We start from the raw sequence: 25,811 nt of genomic DNA on the forward strand, positions 1-25,811 counted from the left end.
CACCGGCGAGAACACCATCTCCTGGCGCGACCCGACACCAGCACATCAAAGCCGCATCCCAGGATGAAACAACAGGATGAAACGACCTCTTAGAGCAGAGGCTTGGCCGATTCCCTGGCGAGACGTGACCGATGGCCCTGTACGCCTGGTCCAGGCCGTGCTCAAGAGTCTGTGATGCTTCGCTGGCTGCGGCGACGCCGACGCGGAATCCCGCACCTTCTCCTCCGGCGACGCTTCTCAGAAGTCCGTTTTGCAAGCTGCCAGCTGTTCGTAACTCTTCTGCGCCGCCCTGCGGGGTCACCCCGTTCAGCCCACGCACCAGCCGTGTCGCACTCACGGAGGCAGGTATTCAGGGCAGCGGAGAGCGGAGCCCGCCCGGGAACCCTTCGCACGTCGACCGGGCGGGCCGCGTCATCCGGACTCTTCCTCGTCGGCCTGCTGGTGATCGCGTTAATCGGCAGCGCCCTTCGTCTGACCATGACGGCGCGCGCCCGAGCCCAGGCGTCACTCGTGCTGGTGGGTCCGGGCGTGGGCGCTCCACGCGGTCACCAGACTGCGAGAGGGTGAGCGGGTGCGCTACCGGATCATGCCCATTGTCTTCATCGTCCTGCTGGGCGTAACCGGCTGTACCGCTGTAACACCTCAGGTGAAGCCGCACCCGAGGGTGTTGCTGCCTGCCGGGAACCGTTCCTCACCGCTGGAACTCCAGCCGGTGCAGCAACGGCCGTCAAAGCCGCAGGCCCGTGAGGAACTCTCAGCGGCCGACAAAGCCATCAAACCGGACAAGAAACCCAGTGGGGACCGCCCAGGTCCCTCGGCCCGAATGAAGACTCCGGTCCAGCCGCGCAAGACCTACATGGGACGCGTTGTTCTCGGCGGAGCTCGCATGAAACCGTCCCCCGCTCACCAGCAAATCCTTCGCGATCTCCGCGGTCTGCTCACCTGCCGCGAACCGCCCACCGGCCTCCAGCCGCAACCGTTCACGAGCCACCCGACGCTCAGCGGACAGACCCCACCCTCGCCATAACGCATAGCAACGGCATACCGCAGGGATCACCGCACGTCACTACCCGATGCCAGACCGAAAACCTCAATAACGACCGGTCATACCTCGCCCACTTCACCCTCATGGGCGATCCGCAAATGGTGATTCAATATTTCCCCAATGGAAAATATATTCACCGTCTGCTTCCCTAAACGTAACTTCGACTCCGGCGGCTGGTAGATCGAATTCAGCGCGCAGCCACCCGTCCATTGCGAGTGCAGCAACTTCGGATCGGTAGTCACTCAATGGCGCTTGAAGCGAGACTACCTGAATACCAAGTCCTTCGGGATAGCGTGACGCCAAGATTTCTGCGTGCAGCGCCAGCCCAAAGGAGAGCCAAGCGGCATCTTTCCAGTAAAGTCCGCCAATTGGGTGGGATAGCCAAACCTGCTGGTGGATCCGCAGTGAGTGGTCGGCGGGCGGAGTGGATACAAGGGTGCGGGCTGTCAAGTTGGCAGCCAGCCCGCCAACCGGGCTGCGGAGTCGGTATTTGAATGATGTTTCCATGGTCGCCCTTAGTCGAATTTCAGCAAGTGGAATACGGAGCGACTGAAATAATTTTCGATCCCCATCCCGGTGTACCCTCTGACATGATCATAAGCGTGAGGCAGTCCGTCTCCATACAGGCGACTATGCGCCTCCATGAAAGTATCCACCTCGTCGGTTGATTTGCCGTCAACATCAAACCTGTTCATTCGCCCGAAGTCGTCGCCCGAGATCTTGAACGACAATATGTCGACCTCGAATCCGCGATCGCGGAGCCTCTGCGCGTACGCTTCTGCAGCTGCCCGGGTTTCCCACGCGTAGACGCCCTCTCCGTACTGACCTCGGGTGTCATCTGTTGGCCAGGGCTCACCACCTTGGCGCAATCGAGCTGCGTCAACTGGGTCTTGTATCGTGTGGTACTCGTGACAGGCTGCCAGCCCCAGAGGATCGGTCCACGTGTGTGGATTGTGCACGTAGGCAGTGGGGTTGGGAGCGGGGTCGAGCCCAAGAGGATCAACGGTGAGGTAGCGCGCGGTCTCCGGATCGTAGTGCCTGAAGTAGTTGTAATGGAGACCGGTCTCCGGGTCGAAGTACTGCCCAGGAAATCGCAGTGGCGTATAGGCCGTAGCCGTCCGGTTCCAAGCCGTCTTTCCCCAGAGCGTGCTGCGGGTCCGCCACGCAATGTCGCCCTGTTCGTCAACGAGTTCTGTCGGGGTGCCGACGAGGTCTGTGACGACCGCGTAGAAGCGACAGTCGATGTCCTCCTGGGAGGCGTCGGCTGCCGTAATGCGTTCCGTTTGAGTCAGGGGGCGTAGGCCGTCGTGGTCCCAGGTCAGGGTCAGCCCGCCCGATGACGTATCCGGCGCGTAAGCCGTCTGTTCACACAGCGTGGTGCCGTCCCAGGTGAAGTCGACCTGTTCCGCGATCGTTTCGGAGCCGTCTGCCGCAAGGCGCTGTTTCGCGATGCGGCGGCCCAGTGGGTCGTACAGGTAGCGCCAGGTCGTACCGTCCGGTGTGAGGACCGAGACCAAGCGGTCCTCCGCGTCCCACGTGTAGCGCCAGGTGTCCGGCTTGCTGGAGAGGCGCGGCTTTTGACGGAGTGTGATGCGGCCCGCCGTGTCGTGTTCGTAGCGGACTCCGCCCGCAGCACGGATTCGTGTCCCGGTGTAGGTACGCGGGCCCACCGCATCCTGACCCGGCATGGGGGTCGGCCAGGATGCCGATGTCTGGTTGCCCGCCTCGTCATATGCATATTTCTCCGTCCAGGCTGCCGCGTGGACCGCGGTGACCCGGCCTGCCGCGTCCAGGTCGAAGCGGCTGGATCCGTTGAGCTGGTCGTCGATGCCGACCAAGTTGCTGTCCGGGCGGTATGCGTAGGCGCGCTGTTGGATGCGCTGGTTGGCCGGTCCGAACAGCTCCTGTTTGGTCAGGCGGCCGAGGTCGTCGAAGGCGCTGGTGAGAGTCAGAGCTCCGCCGAGGTGGCGGGAGAGTTCGCGGCCTGCCGCGTCGTGCGCGAAGGTCAAGGCCCGCCCAGAGGTGCTCAGTTCGGTGCGGTTGCCTGCAGCATCGTGCTTCCAGATGCTGACCGCACCCATTGGGGTGGTGCGGCCGGTTCGGCGGCCCAGTGTGTCGTAGGTGTACGTCACCGTACGGCCGTTGACCGTCTCAGCCAGCAGGCGCCCTGCATCGTCCCGCTCCAGCGTCAGGTCTGCGTCCGGTCCGGTCGCCCGGGCAAGGCTGCCCATGACGTCGTACGCGTATGACGTCACCGCCCCAGCGGCATCCTTCTTCGCTGTGCGGCCCAGCACATCGCGCTCGAAGCGAATCAACGAACCGGAGGCTGTTGTCCGTGTCGTCAACTGGCCTGCTGCGTCATGGGTGTACGTCAGCGCCCGGTCGTCGAAGTCTGTTTCGGCTATCAGGCGGCCAGCCGCGTCGTACTCGTACCTCCAGGTGAGGCCCTGGGGGTTGGTGACCTTCCGGAGCTGGAGTTCCGTGTCGTGCTCGAACTCATAGCGGACCCCGTCCGCACCCGTGCGAGCCGACATCAGATCGAAGTGCGTGTACTCGAAGGTCGAGACCGCGCCCATCGCGTCCGTGTGCGAGGTGCAGTTGCCCTCCCCGTCGTACGTCCACGACTCCGTACTCCCGTCCGGAGCGGTGCGCCGGGCCAGCTTTCCCTCGACCGTCCACACCAGCCGCGTCCTCGCGCCCAGCGGGTCGGTGACCGCGACAGGACGTCCGAAACGGTCCCGCTCATAACGCGTCACAGCGCCTAAGGGGTTGGTGACTTCTAGAGGGAGGCCTGCGGCGTTGCAGCGGACCGTCGTCCTCGCGCCGAGTGCATCCGTCACCCCGGACAGGTGGCCCAGCTCGTCGTACGCGAAACGAGTCGTGGCACCCGAGGAATCCATCTGCTCCGTGCGATTGCCGAACTCGTCGAAGGACTGGGCGATGTATATGCCATCGGCTCCGGCGATGGAGACGGGCATTCCTTGGTCGTTGTAGCCGGCGCTGGTGTAGCGGCCGTCTGGACGGACGACCATCACTGTGCGGCCGGCCTTGTCGTACGCGTAGCTGATCGTGCGGCCCAGTGGGTCGGTGACGCTCACGGGACGGTCGTACCGGTCATATGTGGTGAGGGTGGTGGCCCCATCCGGGGCGATCTCTTTGACGACCTGAAGGTCACGGTTGACGTGGTAGCGCGTGCTGTGGCCCAGAGAGTTGGTGGCGGTGATGACCCGGTTTCCGGTCTGGGGATCGGTGTCGTCGTAGGTGAATGTGTTGCGCAGGTGACCGGCTTCGCCTGACTGAGAGATACATCGTGCCTGGTCGTCGTAGACGTACCTGTAGGACGAGTTGTTGGTGTCGGTCCAGGCGGTGATGCGGCCGAGTGAGTCGTTGGTGAAGCGGGTGGGTATGCCGGAGGATTTGGTCACCGTCGCCAGGTGGCCGTGTACGTCGTAGCCGAAGCGGACCAGTTCCTGGTCGCCACCGTTCTCTGACGCGTGGACGAGGTGCAGGGCGGTTATTCGGCCCTCGGCGGTCGTGATCTTGAGGTGATAGCCGGCCGAGTGCACGACGCCTGTCGGGGCGCCTTCGGTGTCGTACTCGAAGGTGAGCCACTGGCCCGAGCGGTCGATGATCTGCGCCAGGAGCGCGATGCCGTTGCCGTCGCCGCCCGGGGCGGCGAAGTCCCATATTCGGCCGCTCAGCTCGTCGGTGACCGTGTAATCGCCGTGGGCGTCGATGGTCAGCGGGTACCGGCCGCCCTCCAGGGGCAGAGTCGGCACGCCGGGCGCCGGGTGAGGGTAGGCCAGCATGGCCCCGTTGTCACGGATGAAAATGACGCCTTCGGCGTCGATCTCCAGGCGCTGGTCAGCGGTAGAGGTCCAGTGGGGGCCGAACCAGCGGCCGGCCTGGTAAGACGACTCGAACTGCCGGGTGAAGACCAGCGGCAGTCGGGCGGGCAGTGACACGTCGGTCTGGGACAGCGCCATCCGGCCGGTGGCCATGTCGATGGGGTCGCCGAACCACTTGCACTTCAGCTCCCGGGAAAAGTCCTTGAGCGCCCCGCCGACACCTCGGCGTGCGGCACCCGTGCCCGCTCCTCGGGCCGCTCCCCGGGCGGCGCCCTTGGCCAGCGCGCCCGCGCCCTTGGTTCCGATCAGGTTGGACAGCAATCCACCGGCGGCGTCTCCTCGGTCGCTGGACCACCCGGAGCCGATGATGCCCTTCGGGATCCGCTCGGGATGAGCCACCGTGCCGAGCAGATTCATCGCCAGCGCATGGTGCTGCTTGCTCCACTCCGCGGGATGGGTCAGGTTGTAAGGATCCAACGGGTTGAGCGTGCGCACCATCACCACCGCCTCGCCCGCACCCTTGGCGAAACCGCCGACCAGGTGCGCAAGCTCCATGCCCGAACTCAGCACATGGTCCTTGGCCTCGGCACCGAGCCGGTCACTGAACGCCGGCTTTTGCGGCGCCTGCTCCAAAGCCTGCTTCACACGGCGATACGCGTCGCGTGCCGCTTCGGTGCGCTGGCGGCGGGCCTCGGTCAGGATCTCCTGCGCCTCGCGTCGGGCCGCTTCGCCCGGGTCCTGGAAGCTACCCGGCTGGGTCGGCCTGGGGCCCGGATCACCACCCGCCGCGGCAACCTTGTTGTACTGGGTGGCGGCCTGGTTGTACTGGGCGACCTGCGCGTCATACACCTTGGCCGCGCTCTGACTCGCCCGTTGAGCACTCTCGTACGCCTCGATCGCGGCCAAAGCCTGCCCCTGCGCCCAGCTCACCGCTTCCCCGTACGCCTTCAGAGCCTTGCCGGCCTCCTCACACGAGTCGGCCGCCTTCAACCACGCCGGCGGCTGCATCCCGAACTTCTCCCGGAACGCGTCACCCGCCTTGCCCTGCCAGGCACCACTGTCCAGACCACGCAAACCCTGACCGACCGACTCGAACGCCTTGCCGAAGTCAGCCAGATGGGACGCCCGCGCCTGAATCGCCGGGGCGCTGCCGTGGATGAGTTCCCTGGGGTCATCGCTCTCGCCCAGCTGCCGCTCGGGGACATCGCCGCCCAGGCGGTTGCTCACACCTTCGCCGTAGTCCCGCACGCCCTCGGCGATCCGGTCGGCGCCCACCGAGGACAACCCGTCGGCCACCTTGTCCGTGACCCGGTGAGTGGCCTCGCCGACGCTCTCCTTCGCGGAATCCAGGGCGCCCTCAGCTTTGGCGCCGATGCTGTCGACACCACTCTTGATCGCGCTGCCTATATCGGGCAGGTCGAGCCCCATCAGCGCTCACCCCCCGCAGAACCCCCGGCAGAGCTCTGCTCTGCTTCGGGCGGGCCGTCCCACTGCCATTCGGTGTCCTCCTGCCACCCGGTCAACGGCGACGTCTCGAAGTCCTCCACCACCTGAGCATCAGCCTCACGCTTCGCGTTCTCGGCCTCCACGAAGGACTCCACGCTGTAGTCCGCGTCCATCACATGACCGATCACGTTGCCCTGGAGCATCGTGTCCTTCACGGACGTCTTCTCGATCTCCTCCTGAGTGGCATACGGGTTGCCGCCGACCTGATTCCACACCGTCTTGAACGTGTTCGCGGCATACCGTTCCTGCTCGTGATACAGCCCTGCGTTCAAGCCCAGCCCGAACGCAAAATCGCTCGCGTCCTGCATCAGGGTCCGTACTCCCCAGCCCCACCGGTCGCAGAACTCCGCGAAAATCTCCTGCAGGGCCCTGTCACCCAACTCCAACCCGGCCAGCTCCAACTCGTCGAAGCCCCGCCCCAGATTCGCATCGACATCGAGCCCGAGCTCCTTCAGCTCATCCATCGCCCGATTGATGCCCCTGGTGATCTCACCCAGCGACTCGGTATCCGCCCGGTACCCACCCCCGCCACTCATACCGCAGCCCCCACCCCATCCAGCGCCACCACATCCGGCACAATCCCGCGTACCGGCGGCAACATCATCGGAGCTGCACCTGCGACATCGACCGCGACCCCCACCAGCCCACCGATATCCGGAATCACCTGATCCACAAGCCGGGCCCCGAACACCGGCACCCACTCATCGATGACCTCGCCCCGCTGCCCGGCGAAGGACTCCAGCGTCTCCATGCTCGTGAAAGCGAACAACCAGCGGACCGGCCCCGTCGCCACCGAGAGCAACGCCCCGTCCACCACGGGCACCAGCACCTCACTACGCCGGAACTCACCCACCAGCGACCGAAGGTCCCCCTCACCAGTCCCCGCCAACTCCGTCAACCGCAACGCCAACGCCTCACCACGCATACCCGCCACCCCCGTTGCTCATTGCGTACGCGAACCCTCACCGTAACCGACAGGTCCGACAACCCTCCCTACGGCATGCGACACCGGACACGCAAGTGACGTAGAGAAGCCTAGTACTGCAACGGTCTTTGCGGTGACGGTTGGGCAGGTTCAGGTGGTATGTGGCCGCGCCGTTTGTAGTGGCTGATGCGGGCTTGGTGCTGCCGTCTGCGTCGCCAGTGTGACCAGTGCAGAACGTGGTCGACCGGGGCTGGCCGGCGGTATGTGAGGTGGTGGATCAGGCGTCGCAGTTCAGGGAGGCTCAGCGGGACGAGTCCGGGGGATCCGTTTCTGCTTTCCCTGTGCCGAGTTCGCGGGCCCGCAGGATCGTGAGGCAGGCGTGGGCGGCCATGGCGAGGGTGATGTGGCGGTGCCAGCCCGGGTAGCGACGGACCTGGTAGTCGTCCAGTCCGCACTCCTGCTTGGCGGTCTGGAAACATTCCTCGATCGCCCACCGGGCACCGGCGACGTGGATGAGCTCGTCGAGTGTGGTGCCGACTGAGCAATAGGCGATGTAGTAGGAGATCTCCTCGGGCCGGCGGACACTGCGACGGGCGATCACCCAGTGCCGCCGGTCTTCCCGGTGCCAGGGGCGGACCTCCACCCGAGCCCAGTCATAAACGCGGGGACCGTGGGCTCCGTTGCCGCAAGAGCGGCGCTTCCACTTCTGCCTCGGCAGGCCATTGAACAGGTCGTGCACAGGGTGGTCGATCGCGAAGCGGGTCACGACGGTGTCGTGGCGGGTGGTGGCCATCACGTGGAAGACGTCCGCCCGCTCCAGCTCGGTGCGCCAGCCTTTGGAGAAGCCATAGGCAGCGTCCGCGGTCACCCACCGGAACGGAATCTTCTCGTCGATTGCGCGGCGGACCATCGCCTTAGCGATGGTCACCTTCGTCTCGAAGCTGACCGCGTCGTCGATGCCGGCCCGGCGGCACCGGTCACGGTCCTCCGTCCACGACGTGGGCAGGTAGAGACGGCGGTCGATCAGCGTGCGGCCGCGTTCGGTGGCATAGGCGAGGAAGACCCCGACCTGGCAGTTCTCCGTCCGCCCGGCGGTGCCGGAGTACTGCCGCTGGACCCCGGCCGAGGCCATCCCCTTCTTCAGGAATCCGGTGTCGTCCACGATCAGGACCGCCTCCGGGGCGCCGAGGTGCTCGACCACGTAGTCCCGCACGTCGTCGAGGACCTCGCCGGCATCCCAGTCGATCCGGTTCAGCAGCCGGTGGATCCGGTCAGGGCCTGCGTGACCCGCCTCCTCCGCCAGCGCCAGCCGTTCTTCCGCTCGAGCGGAGCGATCAGCCCCTGCATGTACGCCAGAGCCGACTCACGCGGCTCCGACCTGGAGAAACGGTGCACGGACCGCTCGTGCAGAGCCTCCAGTTCACCAACCCACGCCCAGACCTCAGCAAGTTTCCCACCCATGATCAGGCCCAACGACCCGCATGCCCAACCGTCACCGCAAAGACCGTTGCAGTATTAGTGCCGTATCAGGCAACGTTCGCCCTGTTGTTGTCCCGTTCTATTGAACCGCGGCGGGAACGAGTCGCTGCTGTGGGCTGTTATAGTCCCGGCCCGACGAAGGGGGCCGCTCGTGGCCAAGGTCAACATCAGTCTCGATGCCGAACTCGTGGTGGAAGTAATGGTCCTGGCCGGTGTCGGCTCGCCCCAGGACGCCGTCGAAGCAGTCGTGCGTGACTACATCGCCCGGGGACACCGCACCGAGGCACGCACCGAGTTCAAGGAGCAGAGCCAGCACGAGGTCGAGGTCAAACCGCAGGAGCCCCAAGGCTGACCACTGTGATGCGTGACGTCGCTCCAGCTTGGTGCTGTCGCTGTCGGCGGAGGGCCTCACGCACGGGGAGATCTCTTCTCACCTGGCCGACGTCTACGGCGCGGAGGTGTCAAAGCAGACGGTCTGCACGATCACGGACTACACGAGCGCTGGGCTGCGGATGGTCTGGCGCTCACGCCGGAACACCGGCGTGGACACGGAGCCCTGTATGCCGGGCTGAACCGTGGGCGCCCGGACGTGGCCGGCCGCGGCGAGCCCTGGTCTGGTTCCCGTTGCCCAAAGCGCGAGCGGCGACCGACAGAAGCCCTGCTGACGCGCAGGGTGTTCCCGGGCCGTGCCGTACCGGTCACGCCCTGTGCAGAGGTGCAGGAGGGCGATGGTCAGTGCTGTCCTGCTCGTCTGGACCGCTTGCGGGGTTCTGTACAGACCGGATTGCCATGTGATGTCCAATCTTCCCCACGCGATAGCCGAAGGGAAGAGGCAAGTGTGTCCGGGGGGCGGCTAGTAGTGCTTCGTTAGGTTCTGGGCTGTCTGTGGCGGCTTCGTTGGGTGGGTAGAGGTTGTCCGCACGTGGTGCAGGTAACGACCCAGCACCTCAGTAGTTCCTGCAGGAGATCGAGGACCTGGTAGAGGGTCAGGCCGGTGTGCGGACTTTTGGGTCGAGGCGCCTGGAGGGTGAGAAATTCATGGGCGGTGGTGACGAGGGTGACGTGGTGGTGCGAGCCGTGCCAGGTGCGGCCCTCGAAGTGGGACAGTCCGAGTCCGTGCGATCCGCCAGCGCATCTTCGCCCATTGCACCGGGTCAGCGGCCGCAGTGGTGGCGGGCAGGTTCGATATCCAGTAGTCCGACGGAGTGTCGTGTCCGTCCGGCCATTCGACCAGGAGCGTCCGGGCGGGCAGGGCATCCAGCATCAGGCCCCGCAGATAACACGCACCCCATCGCCGCTGATCCCGCCGCGGCAGCGAGGCGAACACATCGGTAACGAACTCCGTTAACTCACCCCGGAGTCGTTCCACCTCCCCCAACCTCATGCCAGGACGATGTCCACCACCAGGTGAGATCACCACCGTAACGAAACACTACTAGGTGCCGGCGGTCTGGGTCTCGCTCACCGTTTCGCGCTGAGTAACTCCCGCTACCGGGGGTTTGTTGCTCGGGGGTGAGGAGGAACGAGAGGAGCATCACCGCGGCGGCTGCGACGGGCACGTAGCGGACGTCGGAGGCTCCGATGACAATGCCTCCGATGGCGCTGGCCACGCCGCTGCCGAGGTAGAGGCCCGCGATGTTGAGCGCCATGGCGGTCATGCCCGCCTGCGGTCCATCAGCGCCCGTGATGCGGCCCTGAATTGGAGGCGTGGGTCCCCACGCGATGATCGACCAGAAGGTGATACAGCCCCCAGGAGGATGGGGCTTCCGACCCCGCTGAAGGCCAGCCCCGAGGCCAGTGCGAGCGCCATAGCGTGTCCACCGACGACGAGTCGCAGGCGCCGGCCCGTGACGAGCCGGCGCCAAGTGGCGGCCGTCCGCGCGCCTCTCCCCCGGGCCGGTCCTGCTGTGCGCGCCTCCCTCCCCCCTTGGCTTCGCGAGCGGCGTCGCTACCCAACGGACATGGTGGCCGGTGGCTTTGGTGGGGTATGCAGTGTGCCGACCGCCGCTTGACGGGGATTCGAGAGGCCTGGCTCGCCGAGGCCGTCCGCCGCGAGCCCGCCCTCCCGTCGCCAAGAAGGCCCGCTCCGAAGCATCTTGTAGCGATTCCGCAACACACAGACTCTTCACATCGTATGACTTCGTGCGAAGATTTCGTCCCCCGTGCTCCGTGGGGCGGGCCGGGGTTACAAGGGAGAGCCTTCGTGAAGAAAACGACGTTCCGGGCCATGGTGGGCGCCGCGCTCGCGGTTGCCGCCGCCGCGGTCGTGCTGCCCGGCACCGCGGGTGCCTCTTGGTACAAGCATGCCGTTCCGGCCGGCTCAGGCACTGCCGACCGTCCAGCCGCCGACGCCTTCGGGCGGGTCGCGGATGCCGTGCTGACTGAGCGCACGGCCGCCCTGCTCGACGGCCCACAGCGCCGGCGGTCCGGGTCGCCCGCCAGTGGTGACGTGCGCCTGTCGGCCGGCTTCGTACGGTCGGAGGACGGCGCCGAGACCTCGTTGCGCGACCGGAAGAAGCGCCTGCGGGAACTGGGTGAGGCGTACACCGCCGCCGACACCGACGTGAAGGTGAACGACGTCGAGGTGCGCGGCGGCAAGGCCTCGGTCCGCGTCACCGAGTCCACCACGCTCACGTACAAGAAGATCCGGGGGAACGAGCCGGCCACCACCGGATTCCAGGCGTACCACGAACTCGCCTTCGCCAGGACGCCGGACGGCCGGTGGTCGCTCACCGGTATACGTCCCACCGATACCGGCCTCGCCGCCGTCAACGCCCCGCTCAAGGCTCCGCAGGTCCAGGCCGCGGCCGACAACGGGCTGCCGACCGCCACCCCCGCGTCCACGAGGCGGCCCTCGCGGCTGCCCGCCCGGAAGCCGACCAGCAACAGCAACGGTCTCGACTACGCGGCGATGGGAGCGTACGCGGAGAGGTACTGGAGCAGGTACAACCCCGCCTACCCCTCGTACGACAGCGCGGGTGCCGGCGGCGACTGCACCAACTTCGTCAGCCAGGCGCTGAAGGCGGGCGGCTGGAAGCACGCCCCCGGCTCCTGGGACGACTACCGCAAGTGGTGGAGCGACCCGAAGCTGGGCAACACCCTGTCCTTCGTGGGCGTCAACGAGTGGTCATGGTTCGCCCTCTCCAGCAAGCGGACGACCAACCTCTCCAACGTCTGGGCGATGGGTGTCGGTGACGTTCTCCAGATGGACTTCGACCGGAACGGATCCAAGGACCACACCATGATGGTCTCTTACCGGGACCGTTGGGGTACGCCGTACTTGACCTACCACTCCACCAACACCTACCGGAAGTCGGTGGCGAGCATCATCGCCTCCTACCCGAACGCCACGTACTTCGCCTACCGCACCTGACACAGCCGCGGCCCCCTCAGCCCTGGAGGAGGGGGCCCACGCTCGGGGGCGACGGGCAGCGTCGCGAGAACACCGGTTCCGCGCCTGGGCACGAACCGGGTCGAGCGCCCGTTCCATATTTACCCACCATGCCGGACATGCCTTGCCGTTACGCCGGAAGAAGCACCGATCGGCGGCCACGCGGACCGTACCTGGGACAAGCGGATCCGTGAACTGGTACGGCCCGACGTGCTCATCCTCGACGACTTCGCCATGCGCCAGCTCGGAGCGTCCCAGGCTGATGACCTCTACGAGCTGGTCAGCGAGCGACAGGGCAGGTCCCTGATCATCACCAGCAACCGGGCGCCCAGCGACTGGTATCCGCTCGTCGTGAACTTACCCCTGGGGAATAACGCGATCGTCCACAGGAGGAGAGAAGCGGACACCGCCGTTACGTAGCAGCGGTCCGGTTCCAGGACCCCCACTGGCCGTCGGACCTCTCCAGGAGCTGCGAGGGAGGACGAGTACTGGACGACACCGCCGCCCGGCACACCAGCCGATCAAGTCGCCGCTCGTTCAGTACTGCGACGACGCCCGTGCGATCAAGGTTCAATGAGACGCGCTCAGCCTTCGGCGAGACAGGACACAGAGTGCCCCATGTGACTGGGCACGCCAGTTGGCCCGGCTGGACAACTCCGATGCTCAGAAGTCGCTCCCAGGGGGGCGATCAGCCAGAGCGAGGCCCCTGCCGCACCGGCAGGGCCCACGCCGTTGGTGAGCCGACCAGGTTCACTGACGCCGCCCATCGCTCCTCCGGCAGCCCTGCACCCCTGTACCCCCCCGCATGCGCGTTCAGTTAGGCTAACCTTGCCTGGCTGCAGGTTCGAGCCCGGTGCCGCAGGTGGCAACCCATAGGACGGCAACCAACCCATTGGACGGAACGGGCAGAGGCAGGGCTCAGGTGAGAGACGGGGACCGGGCTAGTGCGCCGTCGTGCGCCCGCTGGGGCGGGACGCCCATGCGGATGACGGGCGTCCCGGATTCCGGCCCGGAGCTCGGGACGGGGCGGCGTGGATAGGATCGCGCTCACGGCCGGAGCCCTGTATGTCATTGTCCTGCTCCGCGCCGGAGGGACGTTCGCCGTCGGGTGGCTCGCCGGCGCCGGTGCCCGGCGCAGCAGGTTCGCCGAGCGGATCTCCTCGGCGAAGTTCCGGCGCGCCGAGCGGGCGATCCAGCGGTGGGGCGCGCCGGTGGTGGCCGTCTCCTTCCTGACCGTCGGCTTCCAGACCGCCGCCAACTTCCTCGCGGGCAGCATGCGCATGCCGTTGCCGCGCTACCTCCCCGCCCTGTTCGTGGGCGGAGCGGCCTGGGCGCTGATCTACGCGACCGTGGGGCTCGGCGTGCTAGGAGTGCTGGGAAGGCTCTTCGCCGAGCAGACGGCCCTCGGGGTGTCCGCCGTGGCCGTACTGCTCCTCGCGGTGTGCGGGGTAGTGGTGTACCGCAGAAGGAGGGCGGCCCTGTCCTCCCGTGACACCGTGGCCGAGGAATCATGAGCCCGTCCCGCGAGGGCGGATGCCGCGGCGGGCGAGATGGACGCGCACGCGGCCTCAGCTCTCCCGTCGAACAGCGCACGGGGATCGACTCGACCGCATGCGGGAGATCGCGGCAGCCGTACCCCATGCGGCAGCGGCGAGCAGCAGTGATGGCTGACAACTCCGTATCGCTAATCCCGGTCGCGCCTGCTGGCCTGAGCCGCCGGGCCCAGAGGTTCGTCGAGGTGGACGGCGTCCGTGTCCCCCGGCAGGACATTCGGCGACGCCACCGCGACGCGTGGATCGGGTACGGGATCCCCGCTGCGGAGATCGAACGGGCCGCGGCCTTCCAGGACCGCTGGGGTGGGATTGCCCTGCCTCCTGCCCCTTTCTATGAAGGCGGCCCCCGCATCCCGGACGCGGACCTTCCCGAGGGCTCGGCCACAGAGGGATGGTAGTTTCCGGCAGGGAGTTGCCGGGTGTCCATGGCCTACGGATTCATGATCGGTCCCGAAGGCGCGTTCGGGATCGACGCCTACCGCTGGACACCCCTGCATACCAGCACAGACGGATGGGTGGAGTCCTTGGCCCTTGCCGCCCACGCCCATCGCTGGGCCGAGACCGTCACAAGGATCAAGGGCAAGGCGGTGGAGGCATTGGACCTCGGCGGCTACGACCCGGTACCTGAAGTGCAGGGCCTGACCGAAACCCGGTGGCGAGGCAAGGACTCACTCATCGCCGTCTACCGAGGCGAGACCGTCGGCCTTGACGCACCTCAATGTCTCGAAGCCCACGTCTACGGCGGCCTCGACGAGTGGGGGCTCCACGGCGGCTGACCGCTCGACCTACGTGACCGGACGGGCCAACTATCGCTCAGTCACCATGTGTGTGCGCGAGCGCGCGGGAAATGGAGATGCTGGCTCCTGGCCTGCGCAGGCAGGACCTCGGCATGTCGACCGATGTGAGTGGACTGATCGAGTGTCGGCCGGGGGCCCGGCTGTGGGGCCCCGACAACGAGGACACCGTATGGGAAGCCGGCATCGACCTCTTCCTGCTGAACAGGGGCAACGCCTACGACGGATTGGCCTGCCTCCTCGGAATCCGCAACTCGTTCGGCTTCCACCCCCCTGGCCGAGGGGCGCGGCCTCCCGGATGACGCCTCCGATGGGCTGCGCAGTGAGTACGCCGCCTACGGTGGCCCGGACGACGTGCACGGCACCACCTGACTGACATGGGCCGAGCTCGCAGCCACCGACTGGCAGGAGACAGACGCCACCGGCACGCGAAGCCGCGCCTCGGCCGCGGGGGCCGATACCGACTGGGGCCGGTCTGGAGCTCGAACGTGGAGGCGGCGGCCGGCCCTGGGTGATCAGGGCGGTGACGTGCAGGATCCGGTAGAGGAGTTTCTTGGGTTCTGCAGCCGCGAGTTCGCCGTCCAGCAGGGGGACGCGGGTCCGGGCGAGGAGGTCGATCGCCGCGAGGCGCGAGGTCGGCCCATGTCAGCCAGGCGGTGTTGAGCGGGAAGTGGCGGGAGGAGAAGCGGCCGAAGCCGGTGCTCTTGCCGCACCGGATGTGGACCTCGACGGTGGTGTGTCCGCGGTGGCGGACCTCCAGTAATTGGGCCGATCCGGATGTGAACGGGGTGTCGGTGAGGATGACCTGGTGCCGCAGGTCCTCGTCCTGGTTGAAGAGCGAGAGCTGGGCTCCGGGGTGGGGACGTTCGCGCCGCCGCCGCATGGATCAGCATTCTCTGTCCGGGGCGCACACCCGCGACATCCACCAAAGCCTGCCGGGCGGTCATCGCGGCCAGCGGCAGCGCGGCGGCCTGCACATGGGTCAGCCGGGCGGGCTTGCGGACCGTTCGATGCGGGCAGCCACGCCAATGCGCAGCGCACTTTCGTGGCAGCCCTGCACGCCGCGGCAGAAGGAGGCGACCGCCGTCTGGGCGCCCACATCCTGCAATGCATGGCCCGGCAGATGTCTCACCTCGGCCACGTCGACGACGCCCCCGACCTGGTCGCGCTCGCCCAGTACGGCGCCCGCCGGCACCTCTCCCCCGCCACCACATCGATGCTCGTGGCCCTGGAGGCACGCTTCCAGGCGATCCTCGGCCGCATCGACGACAGCGAGGCGGCAGCCGACCGAGCCCTCGCCGCCTTCGACCGTGTCAACCCGGCCGACGAGGACCCTCACATGGCGTTCTTCGACGCAGCCGAACTCCAGGCCACTCTCGGCATGGCGCACCAGATCGCTGCCAGGCACCTCGACAAGGGCACGGCCCGCACCCGCCACGTTCGTCTGTCCGCCGACCTCGTGGGCGCAGCCCTCGCCGCCCGCCCTGACCATCGCCGGCGCAGCCGGGCCTTCGAGCATCTCGGCCTCGCCCGTACCCACCTCGCCGCCGACGACGTCGATGGAGCAGCCGAGGAGACCACGCACTGCCTGCAGATGCTCGGCACCGTCCGCTCCCGCCGCGTAACCGACCGGCTCGGCGAGCTGTACGCGGAAGCCGAGCCGGTCGCAGAGACAGCACCCGAGCGGGAACTGCGAGAGCGGATCCACAACCACCTCGCCGCGGCAGGCTGAGCGCAGCCGACCGAGTGAGGTCGGCGGCCGGTGACGCAGCGAGGGGCTGCCAGCCCGGCAGGTCAGAATTGGGCACGGCCTCCGATGTACTTCGTCTTCTCACACGCCATACGGTTGGACCCCTTGAATTTCACGCAGAGCTTTGTGTCGGTACCGGTCTGCAAGTTCGACCACGTGTGACTCAAGCTCTTGCCCACACGCTTCGCTGTCGCGGTATCGAAGCGCCTGCCGTCCCAATACAGCGTCACCGCCCTGCTCTCGCCCGTACGGCCCGAGACGGCGATCAGGGCGTGCTGGGACAGGCCGTAGTCGAGCGGCCGGGTCGGCCTGGCGTGTGAGACAGATCGGCAATGACGGCGCCGCGGATGGCGCCCAGGGCGCGGGCGACGTTCAGCAGCTGGTACGCCTGCGCGCGGCTGATGCCGAACTGCGCGGGCGCAGTACGGCTCCCACGGGCCTTCTCACAGGTTGCGTGGGTCGGTGTCAGTGCTGGGGGCGACGATGTTCAGTATCTACTCTGTGGACGAGAGGACACCGTGAGCACCACCTTCGCCCTGACCGTGATCGAAGAGCACGGCGCCCGTCCGGACCTCGCCGGGCTCATCGAGAGCGTGCACGCCACGATCTGTGTGATCGCCGAGGAGTTCGACGTTCCGGAGATGATGCTGACGGTGGTGCTCACCGGTGACATCACGGCGTCGGTCCGCGCGCACAGCGAGATCGAGCGGGACTTCACCCCCGAGCGGTCCGGCGGCGGCATCGTGAAGGGCAAGACGATCAGTCTGGTCCGTGACTTCAGCGAGACGGTCATCGTTCTCGATGCCGGCGATGCGACAGTCAAGGAGGAGTTGGACCAGGTGGAGCTCCTTCACCTGATCGCGCATGAGTACGGGCATGCCATCATCGGCCGACTCCGCGCGGTAGCCGGTACACGGCCGCCCAAAACAGCCCGTGACAAGACGCCGGAGGAGGCGGCCGCGATCTGGGCGTACGAGGCCGCCGACGAGTTCCGGTGCGACATGTTCTCCAACGCACTCCTGGGCCAGTTCGCCACCGTAACGCCGCGCGATGGCGGAGAGTCCAGGCCGCTTAACCTTGCCGACTTTCTCGGCGAGGACTACCGCAACGCTTTCTCCGACCTTCTCGATGATGTGCACCCTGGATGGGCCGATCTCGTCCACGCCTACCGAACGCACAAGATCGGCCTGAACGAGATGTACGGAGACTTGCTCTTCGACACCGCCGCGATGCTCAACCTGATCGCACACGCGGACGCCGTGGAGAAGGCTCGCGGGAACGAGCCCCTGCTGACCGGTTACGCGGACCACCCTGCAGTCCAGCAGCTTCTGGGCCCTGTATGGACGCACATCCGCGAGGTGCTGAATACGACTGGGACCCTGCCGCCGCTGGCCGACTTCGCAGCCGTGGACCGCGCTCTCCAGGACTGCGGCCGGCAAATGGTGGCCATGTGGGCGTCCCTGGGTGTCACCGCGCATCTGACAGAGGACGACCAGACTGTACGTCTCGGTGAGTTGACGGGCAGCCTGAGCGACTCCGTGAACGCCTCCCTCGGGATAACGCGTTCGCGTGCGTGCGAGTGGATACGCCGGTTGCCACATGTGGACACCGGTGGATCACGGCTCACATCAAGACCATTGCGGATGGCTCGCCCGCCAGCCCCGTCAGTCACCCGGCCAGGCCGACGGCCGGGAAACAGCGCCGGCGTTGGCAGCGTCCTGACTTCGCGCATGACGGAGGCGGCAGGCCGGCGCGGGTGCCGCCCCCGGCATGCGCGAAGTCAGCTCCGCGCGATAACCCTTGCATCAGAACGAGCGCCACTGCGGCGCTCGCACCGACGCCGGCACGTGGCGCCCGGGCCCCGGCCGATATGTGTCGGCCGGGGCCCAGCTCCCGTCAGCCGGTCTCGCGCCACCAGGCGGGAGACACGCTGAGTTTCCACACGTCACCCGTCGGCCCATGGGTGGCGGCGTCCACGCGGACCAAGATCCTCACGCCGGACTCGGGAACCCGGTAGCGGTGGAAGTCCGCGGCCGTCCCGTCGTCGTCCGGTTCGACCGAACAGCCGAGGCCGGTGATCGCGGCGACCAGGTCCTCGAAGGGCACCCGAGGGGCGAAGTCGCCGTACGCGCTCCGGAGGGGTGCCGGCACGGCCGACTCCGTGTCCCACCGCAGCCGGTGCACCTGAACGCTGATCCCGAAGCAGGGCCAGGCACCGTGCTCCTCCTGGAACGACAGCTCCACGAGCCCGTAGTCACGCCGCAGCAGACCTCCGTCCGCGTCGTCGACGTAGTCGGTCCCCAGCCGGTCCACCCACTCGGCGGGCTGCGCGCCGATGCCCACGCCCAGTACGTCGCCGCGGGCGGCGACGTGGGCGTAACAATCCAGATCGGACATCTACATCTTCTCCATTGCCTCGATCAGCGCCTGCAGCTCGGCCGTCCGGTCGTTGCTGAAGCGCCACTGCGGATTGCGGCCTTCCTTCATGGCCTTGGCGCTGGACTCAAAGACCTCCTTGGCGCCCTTCGTCACCCTGATCATGTCCGCGCGCACCTTGGGGTCGGACTTGATCGTCGCGATGACGGCGTCGACCTGCTTCTGCGTGGCGATGCCGCGCGACAGCCGGAACGCCTCGCCCCGGATGCCGCCCTTGCCGTCGGGGCGCAGGACTACCTCCATGCCGTCCTTCATGTTGACGTGAGCCCCCTTGGTGACCCAGTCCTGGTCCACCTGGCCGACGTGGTCGATCTCAAGGCTGCACTTGTTCTTCTTGGCATTGTGGACCAGGACGGGCGTGCTTCCGGCGAGCACGTAGTACGTGTGCAGCCGGGCGACGGTGAGGTTGTGGACCGTCTGTGGAACGGTACTCGCATCGACCGCGATGATCTGCGTGGACGTTCCCGTGCTGGTGCGCAGCCACGCCCCGGGCGTGAGGTCGACGGCGTAGGTCCAGCCGTCGGGGCCGAGCGTCCGGAACGGGTGGTGATCGGTCGCCGTGATCGTGTCCGTGCGGTCGCCGGCCGTGCCGTCGGTGTCCACGGTGACTGTGACGAGTCGCTTGTCCCCGGATCCAGTGATCAGGTCGGTCACAGGTTCCGGCCGGGTGTGGCCCGTCTCAGGATCGGTGGCCAGGACCTTGTCGCCCTCGCGTATCCGCTCGATCGGCGTACTGGTGCCGTCGCCCATGAGGACCAGAGTTCCGGCCGGAAAGCTGTTGTCCGTGACACTTCCAGCGACGCACGTGGCCTTACGGGCGTCCCTCACATGGTCTCCGGTGAGGACCTTCTTGCCGACCTTGAGCCAGCGCAGTACCACCAGCGCGCCCATGGCCCGGTCGAGCCCGCTGAGCTCCTCCTCAGTGGCGAGGTCCTTGCCCGTGACGGCCTCTATGACGCCCTTGCCGTCCCCGATCCCGGGCATCAGGTCCAGCAGCAGACCCATGCGGCGCTGCTGCTCGTCGGCGTCGAGTCCGGAGGTGCCGGAGCTCCAGGTGTCCTTGATGTGGGAGAAGTCGAACTCGATACCGGGCATCTCCTTGAGCTTCTCGGCGCCCTTCTTAATGCCCGGCACGTGCTTGTTGAGCTCGTCCATGCCCTTGTTGGCCTGGCCGATCCCCCGGTTCATGTCCCCCATGCCCTTGTTGGCCTGGCCGATCCCCTGGTTCAACTCCTCCATGCCCTTGTTGGCCTGGCCGATCCCCTGGTTCATCTGCTCCAACGCACCGTTGACCTCGCCCAGCGACTTGTTCATGTCGTCCATGGCCCGACTCATCTGGCGCAGACCGGCGTTGATCTGGCCGAAGTCCTTGCCCATTCCCTCCAGACCAGTCCTAATGCTCTTCGCGGCCTTCTGGAACTCCGGGTCGCCGACGATGGCAGCCAGCGCGAAGATGATCTGCAGGAAGGCGACGGTGACCTCGGCCAGGGCCAGGACGGTCTGGATGGTCTGGTTGACCTTCGCCAGCCGGTGATCGACATCCTCCCGTGCGGCGGTGTAGGCGGCGTGGATTCGCTTCTCCGCCTCAGCCCTGGTGGCCGGGTCGGCGATCTTGGAGGGGTCCTGCTTCACCGCCTCCTTCAGCTGCTCGAATCCGGCGAGTTCCTTGCGCAGATTGGCGAAGTGCTGGGTGCTGTCCTTGTGCAGGTAGTGAATGGCGTATCCAGCCACGCCAACGCCGACGCCGACCCGGATCGCCTTGTCGGCGAACTCCCGGTAGCAGGCAGGCTTCTCCAGCAGCGGCTTGGCTCCACAGCCGGAGTACTTGGCGGCGGCCTTGACGATTCCCGCGATCTTTTCGGTGGCGTCAGCGGCCGCCTTGCGGTTCTCGATACCCTCGGCCGCCGCCGCGGTCTTCTCCCCCAGGCCCAGGCAGAGAAAGACCGCCAGGACCGTCAGAAACGCGACAGTATGCCGCGTCATACGGTGATGCATGCGCGAACCCAGAGTCCTCGGACGAGAACTCCCCCTTTAAGTTACCGATCAGTAGCGTACATGGCGCCGCCACCGATCAGCGCGAACGGACAGGTCACAGTGGTCGGTTGATCCAGTAAATGACGGACAGCTGACCGACGGACGCGATGCGCACGTCTTCGTCATCGGGGGTCACCGGCGTCCCACTGGCGGAAGCCGCAGGGGCCGGCCGCCGCGGCGTCCAGGACGTCCCAGACCGTCTCTTCCGCGCGCTCGGGCAGCCGGTGAGCGCCTTCGCGGCCTGCGCAGAGAGCCGGACCGCGTACGGCTGACCGGTCACCGGCGCTTCCTGCAAATGTCCTCCAGGCGAAGAAGCGGTCTCGTCCTTGCCGGAGGCGAGGACCCGTCGACCGCCGGGACGGAGTCAATGCGGGCCTGCCAGACGTGGACGACCTCGTACAGCGTGGTGAGGGAGAAGGTGCGGCGAGACGCGTGGCCAGAGCGCGGCGATCGCCGCCAAGTCGAAGAACGCGAGCACGGTCAAGAGCAAGCTGAGCGCTGCACCCGTTACCCAGTCCAGGCCAGCAAAGCCCACCCACGATGCCCCCGGATGGAGCACGTCGCGAAGATGCCAGGTGGCGGCTGCCTTCACGACGACTCGCTACACCGGCCAGGCTCCACGCCAGGTACGCGACGCGTACGACGCCTGGCAGGAGCGCGATCCCGGCCTTGTCACTCCACTGCCGTGCCACAATCCGCCCCTTTGGGCCGTCCGGCCCGGCAGCCAACCCAAGGACTTGGCGCATCCGACCCAGGGGTGCATCCAGTACGAGGAACAGCAGTAGGCCCCGCCCTCCCGGCATAGCGGGCGGCGGCCGCGCGTCGCCGACGGCAGAGCCCTCCCGACCTGCGGTACCACTGGTACCGTTGGTGCTATGACGGAACCCAAAGCCATGAATCTGCGCTTCCCCGACCCGGAGCAGCGGGCTGCGATCGCTGCCGCCGCCAAGCAAGAAGGGGTGAGCCTGCAGGAATACATCCTCTCCGCCGCCTACGCCCGCGCGACCGCCGTCGAGCAGCGGTTCCTGGACGGCTTCAAGGAGTCGATGGCGCGCAGCGGCGCCGCGTTCGCCGCCGAACCCAGCACCGCCGACCCCTCCCAGGAGCAGCGGGCCGCCGAGCAGCAGGCCCGTGCCGAGCTTGAGCAGCAGAAACGGGGCCAGGCCGCGTGAGTCAGCCCGAACCGCTGCACCCGCTCGACATCACCTTCCTCCTGCACGCCGCCGAGCTCCTCGACGGCGACCCACAGGTCGACGACCTCGGACCGCTGTACGCGGCCGTCGCCCGAGTCAACGCCAGCGCCATGGAACGCGACATCTACGGCTCCCTCCACCTCAAGGCCGCCGCCCTGCTGCAGACTCTGGCGAAACTGCCGTGCCTCGAGCACTCGGGCGAGGCCTTCGCCTGGCACTCCACCGAGGCCTACCTCACCTTGAACGGCCACCGGCTCGACTACCCGCCCAAAGCAGCCGTCGCCCTCGTGCGCGACGCCGCCGCCGGGACGCTCGGCGTCGCCCGCATCGCCCGCCAGCTCCGCGACTGGACCGCCAGCTGACTCTCCCGCACCTGACCGGCGCCCCTGAGGAGCGGAACCATGGCCTACTCGACGTACATACGCCCATCGGCGGAAACCGGCACGACCCCGAGCTGACTGACCAGTGCGCCCCTCCTCGTCGGGGACGTACCCAGAGCACGACTCCACCCCCCAGGCAGTTCCCCACCCAGCGTCGCCGCTGCGGGCCGGCGAGAACTAAAGCAGCGCCCCGCCCACGAGCGCAGACCAACTGGTCCGGGTTCGCTCGCCCATCCGCGGGGGACTGATATTCATGGGAGCGGGAACGACGCGAAGAAGGCTAGCAGCGGTTCCGATCATGGCCTCTGCCTCCCCACGGCTATACGAAAAATCTTTGGTGACCTCGTCAGCGTGTTCCGCACCCGATGCCTGATCGAACGCCGCCTTGTAGATCGCGCGCGCTCGGTGGTCTTCAGGGCCGACTTCGACTCGGTCGACAGTCGGCGGGGCCGGTGCGCGGCCGGGTCGGTGTCGGCGTGGTGGCCGGGTTTCCGGCGGAGTTCACAGAGCTCATAGCTGTGCTTCCATTTCCGTCTTGCGACGCACCTGATGCACTCCACGGAGGAGAACGGCGTCAAGATCGACGCCGTCACACAGGTGCTGTCCGCGTTCACCTCAAAGTCCACCGGGCGGTACACGCGAACGTGCACCACGCGCCGTGGCGGCCTCGCAGGGGTGTAGGTGCCATGGAGAGGCTTTGCCGTCTCAGCCGATTTCCTTGAGGAACTGCCGTTGGTTGTCCAGGAATCCGTCTGCGAAGAGCGAACGCGGGGAGAAGAGTGCGGTGAGCGTGGTCTTGAGGTCGGACTGCTCGATGGAGTGCTTGACCAGTGAATGGGCCGCGTCGGGGTAGCGCTTGACCGTCAATACGCCGCCTGCATCCAGCATCTTGCGGTAGATGCGCTCGGTGTCAGCGGTGTCCACGTTGATGTCATGGCCTGCGAGGGTCAGCATCACCGGTACGCCCCGCAGGGCGCGCAGGTCTTGCGTGGCGTCCGCGGTGTAGTTCTTGGAGATGAAGCGCCAGCGGTCGGCGGTCATGCCGTCGGTGTCGCCCCGCATGGCCTTGGTGTACTCCTCGAAGGGTGCGTGGCGTTTCAGCAGCCGGCGGGTGGTGTCGCTCCTGGCGATCTCGGCCTTGGTACGGGCTGCCGATGCCCCGTCGGCGCGCAGCTCGGCGAGGAGGTTGTAGCGGCCCTGCTGCAGCCAGTTGATGGCGGGTGAGACGGCGATGACGAAGCTCACCGGTGTCTTGGCGGCGACCTTCGGCAGGACCCAGCCCGCCTGGCTGGCGCCCCAGAGCCCGATCCGGTCGCCGTCGATGTCCGGGCGGGCGCGCGCCCAGGCGATGGCGGCGGCTGCCTCGTTGGCCCGGTCGTCCATGGACTGGTCGAGCCAGTCGCCGGGTGCGCCGGCGACGCCGGGCTTGTCCCAGGACAGGGAGGCGTACCCGGCCTTGGCGTTCGCTTCCCACGTGGGCTTGTAACCGTCGTCGTGGCTGGCGTCGACGGGCCCGTCACCGTGGAGGTACACGACCAGTCCGTGGCGCTTGCGGCCGTCCTTGGGCGTGGCGAGTACGCCGTTGAGGGTGTGGCCGCCGTGGCGGATCGAAACCCGCTGCTCGTCCATGTCGTAGGAGTGCTGCCACAGCACCACACCGACGAGACCGGCGGCCACGACCAGGACGCTGACGAGTGACCACACGGCGATGCCGAGCCCGCATCGCCGGAACTGGGTTGTTGGGCACATGAGATCTGACCGCCTCTGTTCAGGGGTACGCGTGGCGCTTGAAACTATCACAGACGAAACGGTCGTAGACTTCATGATAGATTCAGATTGTTGTGGGTGGCAATGAGAAAGGGGGCACGGACATGGGACTGGACGCGATGGGCACGGGCACTGGACCGGTGACAGTGCGGCGGGGTGTTCCGGCTGGAGCCGAGCGGCGGGCGGCCGAGCTGTACTGGGACGCCTTCGGCCGCAAACTCGGCCCCGCGCTGAACCCGCCGGACAAGGCGGTGCCCTTCATCGCCGCCCACCTGAACGCCGATCGCGCGGTGTGCGCGCTCCTCGACGGGCGGCTCGTCGGCCTCGCCGGCTACCAGCTCGGCGGCCGGGCCCTCACCGGAGGATCGGCCGCCGCCGTGCTGCGCGCGTACGGACACCTGCGAGGACTGCACCGACTCCTGCTCCTCGCCCTGTTCGAACGCCACCCGGCCCCTGGGCAACTCGTCATGGACGGCATCGCCGTGGACCCGGACATACGCCGCCGCGGCGTCGGGAGCCTGCTCATCGAGGAAGTGGCCGCCGTCGCGGCGGAGCAGGACTGCCGGGAGGTCAGACTGGACGTGATCGACACCAACCCGCGCGCCAGAGCCCTGTACGAGCGGCGCGGCTTCACGGCCGTACGGACCGAGCAGACCCCCTACCTGCGCAGGCTGCTGGGCTTCGGCGCGGTGACCACCATGCACCGCCCCGTCGGAACCAGAGGAGCGAGAAAACTGTGAGCGCCGAAGCGGACCACGTCGAGGTCCCCACCCGCATGCTCGTCCACGCACTGATCCGCGAAGACGGCACCGTCGGCACGGACGAGCTGTACACCATCGCCAACACCCTCGGCATGAGCGATCAGCAGGTACGGCTGTGCATCAAACGCCTCGTGACCGAAAAACGGTTCACCCACGAGGGGCGAGGCCGCAAGGCGAAGCTGCATGCCACCGAGGACACCAAGCGTGCCCTCGCCCCCAACGCTGACTTCCTCCGGCACGCATTCCAGCAGGACGCCGGGCTCGCACCCTGGGACGGCATCTGGCACCTGGCCGCCTTCGCGATACCCGAATCGGCGCGCACCGCCCGCGACTCCCTGCGCGAGACACTCGTCCACCTCGGGGGCGCCCCGCTCCAGGGCGGACTGTACGTCTGCGCCAACGCCTGGGAGCCGTACGTCGAAGACGCGGCCCACCGCCTCGGCGCCCACGGCGCGCTTACCCTCCTCACCACGACGGACCTGCGCAGGGGCGACACCAAAGAGCCTGCCGAACTCGCCCGCCGCCTGTGGCCCCTGCAAGAGATCGCCGACCGCTACCACCGCCTCAGCCGCATCGCCCAGCCCCGACTCGACCGGCTCACCGGCCCTGCCGGACTGTCCCCATCCGCACTCCTCACCATCGCGGTCGAGTTGGCCGCCGAACTCACCCGCTCCATAGAGCCCGACCCGCTGCTGCCGCCTCAGCTCCTGCCCCAGCCCTGGCCCGGCACCCAGGCCCGAGAGCTCATCGCCCGGTGCTGGGCAGCCCTGCACGAACGAGACCACGGCGAAGCCCGCCCGGCCCTCTTCCGCCTCTACGCCGACATCACCCGAGAAGCAGCAGACCGGGCACAGCGCTTCACCCAGGGCCGCCGCAACGCGAGCAGCGGGCACTGACGTGACAGGCGTGTACTGCGGGGCCCCTGGTACAGGGCGACGATGGAAGAGGC

General features: G+C 67.3%; 16 protein-coding genes and 10 pseudogenes. 13 read left to right on the plus strand and 13 right to left on the minus strand.

Features of this window, described 5'->3' with window-relative positions; translation table 11 throughout:
* Positions 1-901: 901 nt before the first annotated feature.
* From G412_RS41780 to G412_RS0117725, 6 genes and pseudogenes are all read right to left on the minus strand, one after another.
* Positions 902-1,032, minus strand: a pseudogene (locus tag G412_RS41780) (IS630 family transposase); the annotation flags it as partial.
* A gap of 94 nt (positions 1,033-1,126) precedes the next feature.
* Positions 1,127-1,552 (minus strand): hypothetical protein, encoded by a 426-nt coding sequence (locus G412_RS39710; RefSeq protein WP_157839118.1) that lies wholly within the window; start codon positions 1,550-1,552, stop codon positions 1,127-1,129.
* An 8-nt stretch (positions 1,553-1,560) separates the two neighbouring features.
* Positions 1,561-6,321, minus strand: a complete 4,761-nt coding sequence (locus tag G412_RS34900; protein ID WP_051338432.1) for a putative T7SS-secreted protein — start codon at positions 6,319-6,321, stop codon at positions 1,561-1,563.
* Positions 6,321-6,863, minus strand: a complete 543-nt coding sequence (locus tag G412_RS34905) for a hypothetical protein (protein WP_157839119.1) — start codon at positions 6,861-6,863, stop codon at positions 6,321-6,323. Before G412_RS34905 ends, G412_RS34900 begins: the two co-directional genes overlap by 1 nt.
* Before the next feature lie 68 nt (positions 6,864-6,931).
* Entirely contained in the window at positions 6,932-7,324 is a 393-nt protein-coding gene (locus G412_RS0117720; RefSeq protein WP_037649175.1) for an SseB family protein, read from the minus strand.
* A gap of 301 nt (positions 7,325-7,625) precedes the next feature.
* A pseudogene (locus G412_RS0117725) lies at positions 7,626-8,785 on the minus strand (IS701 family transposase).
* A gap of 169 nt (positions 8,786-8,954) precedes the next feature.
* Here G412_RS0117725 and G412_RS0117735 point away from each other — a divergent pair.
* Positions 8,955-9,155, plus strand: coding sequence for a type II toxin-antitoxin system VapB family antitoxin (locus tag G412_RS0117735; protein ID WP_028813263.1), 201 nt, complete (start codon positions 8,955-8,957; stop codon positions 9,153-9,155).
* A 28-nt stretch (positions 9,156-9,183) separates the two neighbouring features.
* Positions 9,184-9,333: pseudogene (locus tag G412_RS41785) on the plus strand (transposase); the annotation flags it as partial.
* Positions 9,334-9,805: 472 nt separating this feature from the next.
* Here the strand turns inward: G412_RS41785 and G412_RS40965 are convergent.
* Positions 9,806-10,055 (minus strand): annotated as a pseudogene (locus tag G412_RS40965) (IS701 family transposase); the annotation flags it as partial.
* A pseudogene (locus G412_RS41790) lies at positions 10,056-10,187 on the minus strand (IS701 family transposase); the annotation flags it as partial. It lies immediately after the preceding pseudogene.
* An 819-nt stretch (positions 10,188-11,006) separates the two neighbouring features.
* On the opposite strand from G412_RS41790, the gene G412_RS0117745 reads away from it, so the two are divergent.
* From G412_RS0117745 to G412_RS40970, 5 genes and pseudogenes are all read left to right on the plus strand, one after another.
* Complete coding sequence (locus G412_RS0117745; protein WP_244283070.1) at positions 11,007-12,176, plus strand: amidase domain-containing protein; 1,170 nt, start codon at positions 11,007-11,009, stop codon at positions 12,174-12,176.
* Positions 12,177-12,347: 171 nt separating this feature from the next.
* Positions 12,348-12,551: pseudogene (locus G412_RS34915) on the plus strand (ATP-binding protein); the annotation flags it as partial.
* 674 nt (positions 12,552-13,225) lie between these two features.
* On the plus strand, positions 13,226-13,708 hold the full coding sequence (locus G412_RS0117755; protein WP_028813265.1) for a DedA family protein: 483 nt from the start codon (positions 13,226-13,228) through the stop codon (positions 13,706-13,708).
* 149 nt (positions 13,709-13,857) lie between these two features.
* Positions 13,858-14,523 (plus strand): annotated as a pseudogene (locus G412_RS34920) (hypothetical protein).
* A 77-nt stretch (positions 14,524-14,600) separates the two neighbouring features.
* The gene (locus G412_RS40970; RefSeq protein ID WP_244283114.1) at positions 14,601-14,843 is read left to right on the plus strand and encodes a hypothetical protein; all 243 of its coding nucleotides are present in this window, start codon (positions 14,601-14,603) and stop codon (positions 14,841-14,843) included.
* Between the two features lie 205 nt (positions 14,844-15,048).
* On the opposite strand, the pseudogene G412_RS40975 reads toward G412_RS40970, so the two are convergent.
* Both G412_RS40975 and G412_RS40980 read right to left on the minus strand, forming a co-directional pair.
* Positions 15,049-15,415: pseudogene (locus G412_RS40975) on the minus strand (IS1380 family transposase); the annotation flags it as partial.
* Positions 15,414-15,545 (minus strand): annotated as a pseudogene (locus G412_RS40980) (NADP-dependent oxidoreductase); the annotation flags it as partial. The pseudogenes G412_RS40975 and G412_RS40980, both read right to left, overlap by 2 nt.
* Positions 15,546-15,583: 38 nt before the next feature.
* Between G412_RS40980 and G412_RS34930 the strand changes: the two are divergent.
* Together G412_RS34930 and G412_RS0117775 are read left to right on the plus strand one after the other, a co-directional pair.
* Positions 15,584-16,273, plus strand: a pseudogene (locus G412_RS34930) (NsdA family TPR-like regulatory protein); the annotation flags it as partial.
* A 536-nt stretch (positions 16,274-16,809) separates the two neighbouring features.
* Complete coding sequence (locus G412_RS0117775) at positions 16,810-18,225, plus strand: hypothetical protein (RefSeq protein ID WP_157839120.1); 1,416 nt, start codon at positions 16,810-16,812, stop codon at positions 18,223-18,225.
* Here the strand turns inward: G412_RS0117775 and G412_RS0117780 are convergent.
* Both G412_RS0117780 and G412_RS40985 read right to left on the minus strand, forming a co-directional pair.
* Positions 18,188-18,688, minus strand: a complete 501-nt coding sequence (locus G412_RS0117780; RefSeq protein WP_028813267.1) for a hypothetical protein — start codon at positions 18,686-18,688, stop codon at positions 18,188-18,190. The genes G412_RS0117775 and G412_RS0117780 overlap by 38 nt on opposite strands.
* Entirely contained in the window at positions 18,689-20,710 is a 2,022-nt protein-coding gene (locus G412_RS40985; RefSeq protein WP_051338436.1) for a polymorphic toxin-type HINT domain-containing protein, read from the minus strand.
* 926 nt (positions 20,711-21,636) lie between these two features.
* On the opposite strand from G412_RS40985, the gene G412_RS0117790 reads away from it, so the two are divergent.
* Positions 21,637-21,933, plus strand: a complete 297-nt coding sequence (locus tag G412_RS0117790) for a type II toxin -antitoxin system TacA 1-like antitoxin (RefSeq protein WP_244283072.1) — start codon at positions 21,637-21,639, stop codon at positions 21,931-21,933.
* Positions 21,930-22,316 carry a hypothetical protein gene (locus tag G412_RS0117795; RefSeq protein ID WP_028813269.1) on the plus strand — a complete coding sequence of 129 codons (387 nt, stop codon included), beginning with the start codon at positions 21,930-21,932 and terminating at the stop codon, positions 22,314-22,316. The genes G412_RS0117790 and G412_RS0117795 overlap by 4 nt, the downstream gene beginning before the upstream one ends.
* 723 nt (positions 22,317-23,039) lie before the next feature.
* Here G412_RS0117795 and G412_RS0117805 read toward each other — a convergent pair.
* A complete protein-coding gene (locus tag G412_RS0117805) occupies positions 23,040-24,083 on the minus strand; it encodes an alpha/beta hydrolase family protein (protein ID WP_051338437.1) in 1,044 nt (347 codons plus the stop codon).
* 122 nt (positions 24,084-24,205) lie between these two features.
* Here G412_RS0117805 and G412_RS0117810 point away from each other — a divergent pair, with 122 nt between their 5' ends.
* Together G412_RS0117810 and G412_RS34945 are read left to right on the plus strand one after the other, a co-directional pair.
* Complete coding sequence (locus G412_RS0117810) at positions 24,206-24,841, plus strand: GNAT family N-acetyltransferase (RefSeq protein WP_037649127.1); 636 nt, start codon at positions 24,206-24,208, stop codon at positions 24,839-24,841.
* Between the two features lie 35 nt (positions 24,842-24,876).
* Entirely contained in the window at positions 24,877-25,758 is an 882-nt protein-coding gene (locus tag G412_RS34945; protein ID WP_051338462.1) for a PaaX family transcriptional regulator C-terminal domain-containing protein, read from the plus strand.
* Positions 25,759-25,811 lie beyond the last annotated feature (53 nt).

The organism is Streptomyces flavidovirens DSM 40150, assembly GCF_000429085.1.
Classification (GTDB): Bacteria; Actinomycetota; Actinomycetes; order Streptomycetales; family Streptomycetaceae; genus Streptomyces; species Streptomyces flavidovirens.